Origin of the sequence: Prevotella jejuni, from assembly GCF_900187995.1 — a bacterium.
Lineage (GTDB): Bacteria > Bacteroidota > Bacteroidia > Bacteroidales > Bacteroidaceae > Prevotella > Prevotella jejuni.
Genome location: NZ_FZNZ01000057.1, coordinates 1 through 9,748, shown reverse-complemented (window position 1 = coordinate 9,748; position 9,748 = coordinate 1). Strand labels below are relative to the sequence as shown.

Genomic DNA, 9,748 nt, shown 5'->3' with positions numbered 1-9,748 from the left:
ACTGGGCTTATAAAGCTTGTAGACATTATCCAACATAAGATTATCCACCAAGGCGTCTAAAAGACGAACAGGGTCATCTTCTGCGATATCCTTATCGATTCTTTGAGGAAAAAGAATCATTTTCTTGTGTATGTAAGAACGAAAGTGTACCTTTGTCATAATGAGAATTTTTGAATGCCTAAAGGTACAAAAACTTTAGGAAATAGCAAAGCCCTGGCTTGAGAAAGTCGGGGCTTTGTGCATAAAAAAAGAGGATGTGGACATTTTGACACACCCTCCTTCTTGCCTCTTGAAGGGCATGTTCTTCATCGTTAAAGGGCATGTTCTTGAACGGAGGTGGGTGTGGTCCCCTCCTCCAACCTCTCCTCGAAAGGGAGGAGGATGCCTATCGCGACAAAGATTGCAATGGTTTTATAGGTGTAAGCAGAGGGCTAACAAGAGTGGCTCGGAGGCTTAATAAGAATGGTTCAAAGGACTGTTACAAATGGTTTAGTGGATTATTACAAATGGCTCTGAGGACTAACAAAAAAGGTCTGGAGGGTGAGCACGGATGGGATAAAGCCTTAATGCAAACGTCAGAAGGGCTTAGCACGATTGGTGGAGTGGGTTAGTGACATACGTAATATTCCTGTTCGGATATTCGGTTTGGCTTAGAATACTCTTTTCAGTTTTATCTTCACCACCCTGTTTGTGCCCCTCATCTTCACGGAGAGAGACGGTTCGCTTAGGTTGATGGACGATTTAAGGAGCGTTGCCTCCATGGAACTGGTCCGTGTCAGATACCCTTTATCGGTTGAGACATCGTATATAACGTAGAGATAACTGTCAGCTGACGCATTATAAATCTCATAGATTCGTAATGACTTACTGCTACGCTTGTAGCTACCTAAGTCGGTTATAGCGCTTCCATCGTCACAATAAATCTTATAAACCAACCGCTTTGTACGCTTATCTACGTGGTAGAGGTAGCTTACACAGTGGTCTGCCTTCTCGAAAGTGGCTATTTCTATGTGCTTACTTGCGTGCTGTGGGGAGGAAGCCACGGTCTTGTGGGGTAGCACCCTACTATAAGATAGGTTCACGCAGCACAATGAGGCGATCGTTAGGAGTAATGAATAATAATGTTTCATCATCATTTCTTGGTTAATGAGTAGGAGGAGGTGACGTGGGGCCGACCACTGCTACCTGTCTGTAAGACGCTCCTTTACGTTATGTGAGGATACTAAATATAACACTTAAAACCATGATCCAAGCTAATATAGACGAGTCTATCTTCTCGGTAAATAGGCACATTAGGACCATAAAGAGACTGAAGAAAGACCATAAAAAGCCATACTCCCATTTGACATAAGATACTAAGTTTAGGTAGTAAACCGATGTCTTCTCTCTTTGCCCAGCATAGACAAAAGGAATGTACACCTGCTGCTTCTCCTTGAAATCGGGCTCTAAATAGCAGCCCAGAGACGTTGGATGGGAGGCTATTATACTATCAAATGAACGCTGTGGATAAGTAATAGACCCAAAGTAGGTGGCCTCAAAGCGTTTGTCAGGGTAACTATCTGATTTTAAGTTGACAGTGTGTTTCCCCTTATTTCCCGTGATAGTTATTCCATACTCCTTCCCGGTAATAGCATCACGAGTATATTTCACAGGAATATCTACGTATATCAGCCTTTTATCAGCTCTATAAGTTAGATAGACAAAGCAACCTATATAGCTGAAGAAAGCAAGCACCTGTATAAGTACTATCAGTATCTTACATCTTGTTTTCATACACCTTCGTTTTAATTTCGTCCCCGTCTCTCTCCTTCCAAACCGTCTGTGGCATAACAAATCATCTATAAGAAAAAAAGAGCTTTACAGCATCGTGTAAAGCTCTTCTTACCCTTTGTGGACCAGCCTGGGCTTGAACCAGGGACCTCCAGATTATGAGTCTCACCACACAAACTATATATGAGCTTATTTATCAGCTTGTTAATGAACTCTGTGCGGATAAGAGGTCAACTATAGGTCAACACTCTATCGTATCGCAAAGTTACAAAAACATCTTGAATAATACTGTAATAAACTAACATATTTGGGTCAGTTGTGTGAAAATAATATCACACTTTGAAATAGGAGGTATTGCTGTTTATCCTCTATCTGTGTTTTTCTTATATAATGTGTTTAACTCTCTTTTCGTGGAGGGTAGTCCCATCTTTTTACACCATTTACGGATAGCGTTGTCTGTTACTCCGTACAGTCTACCGATTTCAGTAAATGGTTTCTTTTTTATTAGCTGTAGTAGCTCTTCTTTAGAGGGCTTATCAGAGGGTGAGACCTTGTGTACACGGTTATGTCTCAATGCACATTCGGGACACCAAGTAGATTTAGGACTAATCTCTTTTCCACAGTCTTTACAGTAGTTGTGTTGTTTAAGTTTTCGTGTACAGAACGTATCTGTTTGTGTATGACAATTTGGGCAGACGATGCGCAGGTTCTCCAATCGGTTATCTGTGTGTATGCCATTGATATGGTCTAATTGCAAGACAAGTAGTTTGTTATTCCATGTGTTACCTTGTCCGCATATTTCGCAATGTTCCTGCTTGATACCCTCTTCAATCAGTCTCTTCTTTAGTTTAGAAGATTGATAAGTACTGTTTTCTACAAGTATGTCTTTTAAGGGAATTTTCTCTTGTATCAGTCTAATGGGAAGAGTATGATAAGCTATGCCGTATTTATCTAATAAAGTAGTAAGCTCTTCTATGTTAGTTTTACTCTGCCTCTTATTCAGTATCTTCAATATGTCAACAAGACTTTTAGCCTCGTTGACGAGTGCCTATAAGTGTTCTTTTGTTATCATTGCCTGTAGTTATGTTGTGAATAATATCATTCCATCTTTTCTCCCCTTATCTGTAGGGATTTTACATCTTTGTGTGGCAAAGCCATATTCAGTAATCTGTGTTCCTTTAGCCTTTCTCTTGCAACCAAACTTAGTGTAAATTGTTTGTAGGGTAGCTTTTATATCTTTGTTAGTAGCCCTTTCTCCTGTCTTATAAATATGGTGTAAGGCTTCCTTGATTTTAGTCTACAAAATGGTATTGTCCATATTCATCAATGTAATCATTATCACCCATAACCTCTGGGCATAGTTTCATAATTTTCTCTTTCTCTGATTCTTTTGTTGTTAGGAATAAATCATCTCGGAGTATTGTTATCCGTTTCTTCTTCTTATCTCTCTTGATATATTGTTTGGCTTCCAATGCCCTCAAATAATTGTCAATCATGCTCCGTTTAAGAGTCATTATTTCCTGTAAGTCTTTGCCATAGTAATCAGTGTAATTACAGTGACTGTAGCAAAGACTTTTCAACAATAAGAGAAAGCCTATCTGTTCTCTTGTAATGTTTTCTTTCAGTATCTTTCTTTTAACGCCAAACCAGTTAGTTCTAATTAGCTTATATCTGTTCTTTTCTCTCCAGCCATATCTATCTTGATAAATGGTAAGCAAGTTGTTCTCTTGGAACACTCGTAGGGCTCTTTGTATGGTACCGACATCACATTGTAGGAATTTTGCCAACGTATCTTGGTTAATGTTTGAAATATCATTCTTAAAATCTGTATGTAGGCATAATCCCAAGTATATGTATGCTTGCAGTGGATTAAGACAAGCTCCGATTTCCTTGCTTAGGGTAGTGTAATCCATCGCTTGCTATGTTATTACCATCCTTTATAAATCTTATCTCTCCGTTTTTTACTAATCTCTCAAATGCCCATTTACCTCCAACACGTTCTTTGGCTTCTTTTCGGGTTTCAAATTGTTCTCCTGTTGTTGCTTTTATAATCATGCTTCATTGCTAAATCAATAAGTTTAGATAAGCGAAAATCTGAAAGATTTGAGCTGTATGAGTAATAGTTTTTTATTAGTAGTATCTATTGCTCTCATTGGCAATTCCCATACGGCTCTCATTGGTAATGCGTTTTTCTTTCATTAAGTATATCTGTACTTCAATTTTATCTGTAGTGGCTTATAAATAAAAAATCGACACTTCAAGCAATAAATAAAGAGGTACATTGCTGTACCTCCATATTTCCTTTATATCGTTGAGATTACCTGAATATCTGAAACAAATATAGGTATCTTATTCTGTAAATCCAAGCTGCTTCGCACTTTTCTGAAAAATCGAGTAAAAGTGCACTTAAAGTCAGAATTTCTCGTTTGGAGTGACATTTTTACATTTGGGTATATATAAGAATTTTCAGAGTAAAAATGTCATCAACGAAAAGCACCAAATGATTGCTCAAATGGTGCAAAATAATATTAAACATTAGAAACGTAACGCGGATGGCATTTCTGTTCCATCAATTAAATAAGCAACACTAAACTTATTCTTTGTTTCTATATATCTAATGTCAAGTTGATATAGTAATCTGCCAGCTAAGAAACTCACATTTAAAAAGCTGACACTGATTCTCCTTCCTAAATTATCAAATCCACGATAGTAATACCCTTCTTCTGCTTCATGCGTATATTCTGTATAAAGAGTATAATGTTTCCCTTCAGAATAGACTTCCCACCATCCTCCTTTATGAAGATATACTACAGAAGGAATTCGTCTATCTGTTTTATGATATGGGTTATTTGTCTGTGTTATCTTTGCGTAACTTTTAAGTTTCAGAATAGATTGTGCATGTATGTTGCATACAAAAAGAAGTAAAATTAATGATAGAATAAGCTTTCTCATAATTGTATGATTAATATATAAGTAATTTCATTTATAAGGATTATATCTTGGAACGCTATCTCTATAGTTCGAAAATCTGGCTCACTATCTCTCCAGCCATTCCACCACTTGCAGGTAATCCTTTCTTGTTCAAAGAAACGATAATGCTGTATTGTGGATTATCTGATGGATAATAGCCACAGAACTGTAAGCAGTAAATTGTGTTATCTCCATCTTCCTTAACAACAGCTACTCCTTGTTCTCCCGCAATGGGGATTTTATCAGAGAAGACTTTGGTAGTAAGTCTTTTTTGTATAAGCAATTGCTGGATAGTAGTAATGTTCTCCTTACTTGCTACTTGTTCTTTTATAATGGTGGTATCACCTTTCTGGAATATTGGCTTTACCATCTTACCATTATTGGCTATGGCATTATAAAATGTAAGTATCTGTAAAGGTGATATGTGCTGATTCTTTCCATTTACAAACTTGGCAAGAGAAATGTCATTGAAAGGGCTTGGTAAGATTGCTTTGAAGCTATTTTGTGGTAAACCATAGCCCATATTGGTAATGGCTTTATAGAACCTGTCATACTCCTTACCAAATGCTTGCTTAACTGCCAAATAGGTAGCGATGTTCGATGATAACAAAAAGCCTTGCTGTACGCTTGTCTTTCCATTTGCTCCTCTACGCCAGTTGTAGTCTTCCAGCAGATAGCCGTTTATATCAAGCATTCCTGCTTTAGTATCAATACTGTCATTCTGGTTTACCTTACCTTGTTCCAATACTGCTAATAATGAAACTGTACGCATTAAGGCAGTTGGTTCTGACAATTGTCTTATTGCTGGCTTGATTCCTGATTTAGTATTCATCAAGTTTACCATTGCCTTAATCTCTCCAGACTTACAATCCATTATTATTACTTGTCCGTTAATGGCATTTAATCCTTTTATATTATGAGATAGTATGGAATTGACTTGCCTTTGCAAGTATCCATTTGCATGTACAATATGGGTTACTTGTTGCGCCTTACTTGCATTTACAAGCACGAAAGTGAATAAAATGGTTAATAGGGATTGTTTCATAGTTCCACATTTTCAATAACTAAATCTAAAATAGCTTCTATCTTGGGAATTTCCACTTTCCCCCTTGCTGTGTATATTTTCTCTTTTGTGTTTTTGTTCTCACTATAATCAATGATATGTATATAATCTTTTTCTTTCATAATTTGACCATGTGCTATGGAATTTCTAATATGTGTAAGAAAAGATAAAACTTTAGAGTTTTTACTATTGGTCATATATAGTATATTAGGTAAAGCAAGAAGTCCCATAGCTGGCATGGACTCTCGTTTTACGATGTTACATGAAAAAGAAGAAATCAAGCTCTCCAACTTGTGAAGATTAGGGTACATCGAAGTAAGTTCTTTTAAAGTGTTGATACCCTTTATCTTATGCTCGTACCTACATAAGTAGGCATAAAGGATAAAAAGTTTATCTTCATTAAATCCATTAATCATTTTTATTGGCATACTATGTCTTTTTGCCAACTGTTTCCCAGAAGTAAGCGGTTACTATTTAGGTAAATGGAAAAAGCGTGGGAACTATTGCTGTTATCCCCTCTGTGGTCGTGGAAAGTACCTACTGCAGATAATCAACAATAGCCCACGCATTGAGGTATATTATCCCCATTGGTAAGGGTACAATAATCCCAAGCGTGAGCCTTGCTGTCATCATCCTTGCAGTATTGAAATTTTCCACGTTTCAGAGGAAGGATAATTAAAGCAAACGCTCTTTTTAAAAGTTGAACTCTTTGTGACGCACATCTGCACACAGACGTACTGGAAGTCCACTGCAAAGATAGATAAATTTTCTTATTAAATGTTTCTTTCTTGCAAAAAGTTTGTATAACAAAGTGATTTTTTTCATATAGGGATTTTTAGTTAATTCCTTCTTAGAGCTCCCCAAGGGCAGCCAAATACTGTATTCTTTTCCTTGAAAGAACTGTACTGATTGATAAGCATCTACAATATATGCATTGTATGCGTGCTACACTTGGTATCGAATGGAATCAAACTCCGTGGGCATATCGTCTCAGAATTGCAGCGCAAAGCAGTGGGAATTCTTTCCATAGAGAAAGATGATAATTCCGAATACTCGGTCGTAAAAGCATTGAAAGTCCGTGACGGAAGTCCGTTGGACATACCGATGATGCTTTTCGGCTGGGATAAAACTGAAGACATGCACGTCTATCGTGGCGAGAAGTCTAAAGAGGACAAGGAAAAGCGCAAGACTGATGAACTCATTGCCGTTGTCAAAGAAGCCTTCCGAAATTCTTTCAAGCTCACTTACCAAGAACTTTGTGAGGTACTGATGCGAGAAATGGAAATCAAGGGCAGAACTGCAAAGAAATACATCGCCTATATGAAAGAACAACGTATCTTGGCACAAGATACCAATGGTAACTATCAAAAAGGAGAACTATGTCGTACTTAGAACATCATACAGAAGATACATGGCAGAAACGATTGTTTGATAAACTGATGCGTGTCGAGGACAAACTCGACCGCCTGCTGATTCTGCAAGAGCAATCTGTTGACACAACTGTCCATCCACCCCTGAAACCGGAATATCTGGATATCATAGATGTATCCAAGATACTCAAAGTAGAACAAAAGACCATCTATAATTGGGTGTGGGCAGGAAAAATTCCCTATCTCAAAGCTAATGGCAGGTTACTTTTCCTTCGGGAAGAAATAGATGAAATGATACGGAAGCGAGATGGTTGGTAACGAAAGACGGTATAATAATAAGTTAGATTTTGGCAATATATTTGTTTTATTGCCAAAATCTAACTATCTTTGCATCGAACCATTAGTGATAGCAGGATGAACGTCAGTAATATCATTGTAGATTTTGCAAACACCAACAAGGAATTCAGAACGAATGACTTGTCTGAGTATCTTTCTGGGAAGATTGAACTTTCCAAGAAGATGTTGTCTTGGCATTTACGCAAGTTGTTGGACGAAAAAAAAATATTCAGAATAAGCAAAGGAGTATATACAACAACCCCTAAAGCCATTTTCTGTCCTGCTCCTAATGCTCACTCCATTCGGTTGTATAAGAAATTAAAAGCGGTACATCCCTTATTGGACTTTTGTGTCTATAATGGTGAAATACTGTCTGACTTGCAGCATCACCTGTCGTATAACAACAATATCTATATCGAAACGGAGCGTGATGCCACTGAAACCATTTTCCACTTTGTACAGGATATGCACGAACGCAGTTTCCTTTCGCCAAAGGAGGATATTATGCCCGATTATATCCGGTTGGACAAAAGATCCTTTATTGTGAAGCCTCTTGTTTCAGAATCGCCCATACAGGAAGTAAACGGTATCAATGTACCAACAATAGAGAAACTCTTAGTTGATATCCAATGTGACAAGGATTTCTTCTATTTGCAAGGTCAAGAGTCCTTGTACATGATGCAGAATGCCTTTGCCAACTATAATGTGAATATAGGAATGTTACTGCGTTATGCCTCACGGCGCAATATTAAACCGCAAATAGAAAAATATATCAAGGAATTTGTATGATCAAGAAGGAATGTATGACTGCAGAATGGATAAAGGCCATATCTGTTCGTAACAAGTATAAAGACCTGAATCTGATAGAGAAAGTTATTAGGGCAATGTCGCTCTTGGAGATGCTGAAATTGTCCGGTTGCCCTTTCTGTTTCAAGGGCGGTTCGGCTCTGATGCTTATTTTGGGAGAATCTGCCCATCGACTATCCATAGACATTGACATTATCTGTCCACCAGGTACGGATATTGAGCCATATCTGAAAGATATAGAAAAGTTCGGTTTTATATCCAAAACTCTTGAAGAGCGGCAGCAGAGAGACACGAATATTCCCAAGAGCCACTCGAGATTCTTTTATCACATAGCTTATAAGAACGATGATAAACCTGCATACATACTGCTTGATGTCCTGTACGAGGATTTACAATATCATGCTACCGAAGAAGTCGAGATTAAAGGTCCTTTTATAGAATTGGACAATGAGCCATTGAAGGTAACTGTGCCCTCTGCTGATGATATTCTCGGTGATAAACTTACGGCATTTGCCCCCAATACCTCTGGCATTCCTTATGTCAAGAGGGACAGAGATTGCTCACTGGAAATCATCAAGCAGCTGTATGATGTAGGCAGGCTGTTTGAACATTCTGGTTACTTTCAGCGCACTAAGGATACTTTCAACCAAATTGGGGAAATAGAATTGCAATACCGGGGCTTACCCGCTGAACTATCACTCATTTATGAGGATATTAGGGAGACCGCCTTGTGTCTGGCTACCAGAGGGCAAATGGGTAAAGGTGATTTCAATATGCTGCAAAGTGGCATTAAGAAAATAGACGGCTACATCTATAAGGGGAAATATCGCATAGAAGAAGCTATCGTAGATTCGGCTCGTGCAGCTTATCTTGCTACCTCAATAGAAAAATCAAGCACGAGAATTGAGAAATACGATGGAAATCTAAACACCATACTTGCCATGGAATTGTCTCCTTCCGTCAATAATAAACTCAACAAATTGAAGAAAGTACTACCTGAAGCTTTCTTCTATTGGGTTAAGACGAGCGAACTATTACAAAAATAATCAGTTAGATTTTGGCAACAAACAAGTATTATTGCCAAAATCTAACCAGCTCGATAAATAATTACAAATACACTCCATTAACGTCTCCACTTAGGTCTGAAACTCTGCAAACGGATATCCTCTTCTTTATCTTGGACTGGATTGTTCTCTTTCTTTATTTTGGCAGAGTTGTTGGATAAATCTTTTCTTTGTTTTATTTCCTCTTTTTTTTGGTTCTTCCGTTAAATGCGTAGATGCCTATCATGCAATGCATATAGTCTTAATGTGAAGTATTCCTCATTTCTGAATCCGTATATCTGTCTTTTCAGAACCTTTATTTTATTGTTAATGCCTTCAATTGTTCCATTTGTTATACAATGGTCGTACCATGCTAATATGTATGTCTT

Annotated in this window: 13 protein-coding genes and 1 pseudogene; 5 read left to right on the top strand and 9 right to left on the bottom strand. The window is 37.8% G+C overall.

What is annotated here, in order from left to right:
* Window positions 1-320 precede the first annotated feature (320 nt).
* Window positions 321-611 carry a hypothetical protein gene (locus tag CHB62_RS13780; RefSeq protein WP_089367284.1) on the top strand — a complete coding sequence of 97 codons (291 nt, stop codon included), beginning with the start codon at window positions 321-323 and terminating at the stop codon, window positions 609-611.
* A gap of 39 nt (window positions 612-650) precedes the next feature.
* On the opposite strand, the gene CHB62_RS14740 is transcribed toward CHB62_RS13780, so the two are convergent.
* The 8 genes from CHB62_RS14740 to CHB62_RS13750 all read right to left on the bottom strand — a co-directional run bounded on the left by CHB62_RS14740 (window position 651) and on the right by CHB62_RS13750 (window position 6,249).
* Entirely contained in the window at window positions 651-1,136 is a 486-nt protein-coding gene (locus CHB62_RS14740) for a hypothetical protein (RefSeq protein ID WP_141240445.1), read from the bottom strand.
* A 73-nt stretch (window positions 1,137-1,209) separates the two neighbouring features.
* Window positions 1,210-1,773: a hypothetical protein gene (locus CHB62_RS13775; RefSeq protein ID WP_089367283.1), complete on the bottom strand. Its 564-nt coding sequence runs from the start codon at window positions 1,771-1,773 to the stop codon at window positions 1,210-1,212.
* 358 nt (window positions 1,774-2,131) lie between these two features.
* Window positions 2,132-2,782 (bottom strand): HNH endonuclease signature motif containing protein, encoded by a 651-nt coding sequence (locus tag CHB62_RS15095; protein WP_089367282.1) that lies wholly within the window; start codon window positions 2,780-2,782, stop codon window positions 2,132-2,134.
* A gap of 280 nt (window positions 2,783-3,062) precedes the next feature.
* On the bottom strand, window positions 3,063-3,557 hold the full coding sequence (locus CHB62_RS13765; protein ID WP_141240443.1) for a hypothetical protein: 495 nt from the start codon (window positions 3,555-3,557) through the stop codon (window positions 3,063-3,065).
* Window positions 3,558-3,639: 82 nt separating this feature from the next.
* Entirely contained in the window at window positions 3,640-3,825 is a 186-nt protein-coding gene (locus CHB62_RS14735; RefSeq protein ID WP_141240442.1) for a hypothetical protein, read from the bottom strand.
* Between the two features lie 480 nt (window positions 3,826-4,305).
* Window positions 4,306-4,722, bottom strand: coding sequence for a hypothetical protein (locus tag CHB62_RS13760; RefSeq protein ID WP_089367280.1), 417 nt, complete (start codon window positions 4,720-4,722; stop codon window positions 4,306-4,308).
* A gap of 61 nt (window positions 4,723-4,783) precedes the next feature.
* Window positions 4,784-5,614, bottom strand: a complete 831-nt coding sequence (locus tag CHB62_RS13755) for a penicillin-binding transpeptidase domain-containing protein (protein ID WP_254919393.1) — start codon at window positions 5,612-5,614, stop codon at window positions 4,784-4,786.
* A 167-nt stretch (window positions 5,615-5,781) separates the two neighbouring features.
* Window positions 5,782-6,249, bottom strand: coding sequence for a HEPN family nuclease (locus tag CHB62_RS13750; RefSeq protein WP_141240441.1), 468 nt, complete (start codon window positions 6,247-6,249; stop codon window positions 5,782-5,784).
* Window positions 6,250-6,712: 463 nt separating this feature from the next.
* Here CHB62_RS13750 and CHB62_RS13745 point away from each other — a divergent pair.
* From CHB62_RS13745 to CHB62_RS13730, 4 genes and pseudogenes are all read left to right on the top strand, one after another.
* A pseudogene (locus CHB62_RS13745) lies at window positions 6,713-7,195 on the top strand (bifunctional DNA primase/helicase); the annotation flags it as partial.
* Window positions 7,183-7,491: a helix-turn-helix domain-containing protein gene (locus tag CHB62_RS13740; protein ID WP_089367277.1), complete on the top strand. Its 309-nt coding sequence runs from the start codon at window positions 7,183-7,185 to the stop codon at window positions 7,489-7,491. The pseudogene CHB62_RS13745 and the gene CHB62_RS13740, both read left to right, overlap by 13 nt.
* Before the next feature lie 96 nt (window positions 7,492-7,587).
* On the top strand, window positions 7,588-8,298 hold the full coding sequence (locus CHB62_RS13735; protein ID WP_089367276.1) for a DUF6577 family protein: 711 nt from the start codon (window positions 7,588-7,590) through the stop codon (window positions 8,296-8,298).
* Window positions 8,295-9,362, top strand: coding sequence for a nucleotidyl transferase AbiEii/AbiGii toxin family protein (locus CHB62_RS13730; protein ID WP_089367275.1), 1,068 nt, complete (start codon window positions 8,295-8,297; stop codon window positions 9,360-9,362). Before CHB62_RS13735 ends, CHB62_RS13730 begins: the two co-directional genes overlap by 4 nt.
* Window positions 9,363-9,583: 221 nt before the next feature.
* Here the strand turns inward: CHB62_RS13730 and CHB62_RS13720 are convergent.
* Window positions 9,584-9,748, bottom strand: a 165-nt coding sequence (locus CHB62_RS13720) for a transposase (protein WP_254919389.1), incomplete at its 5' end; no start/stop codon positions are given.

Bases quoted from the DNA above. Each gene is read 5' to 3' on its own strand.
- CHB62_RS13780 (WP_089367284.1), top strand. From the start codon at position 321: ATGTTCTTGAACGGAGGTGGGTGTGGTCCCCTCCTCCAACCTCTCCTC.
- CHB62_RS14740 (WP_141240445.1), bottom strand. From the start codon at position 1,136: ATGATGATGAAACATTATTATTCATTACTCCTAACGATCGCCTCATTG.
- CHB62_RS13775 (WP_089367283.1), bottom strand. From the start codon at position 1,773: ATGAAAACAAGATGTAAGATACTGATAGTACTTATACAGGTGCTTGCT.
- CHB62_RS14735 (WP_141240442.1), bottom strand. From the start codon at position 3,825: ATGATTATAAAAGCAACAACAGGAGAACAATTTGAAACCCGAAAAGAA.
- CHB62_RS13760 (WP_089367280.1), bottom strand. From the start codon at position 4,722: ATGAGAAAGCTTATTCTATCATTAATTTTACTTCTTTTTGTATGCAAC.
- CHB62_RS13755 (WP_254919393.1), bottom strand. From the start codon at position 5,614: ATGGATTGTAAGTCTGGAGAGATTAAGGCAATGGTAAACTTGATGAAT.
- CHB62_RS13740 (WP_089367277.1), top strand. From the start codon at position 7,183: ATGTCGTACTTAGAACATCATACAGAAGATACATGGCAGAAACGATTG.
- CHB62_RS13735 (WP_089367276.1), top strand. From the start codon at position 7,588: ATGAACGTCAGTAATATCATTGTAGATTTTGCAAACACCAACAAGGAA.
- CHB62_RS13730 (WP_089367275.1), top strand. From the start codon at position 8,295: ATGATCAAGAAGGAATGTATGACTGCAGAATGGATAAAGGCCATATCT.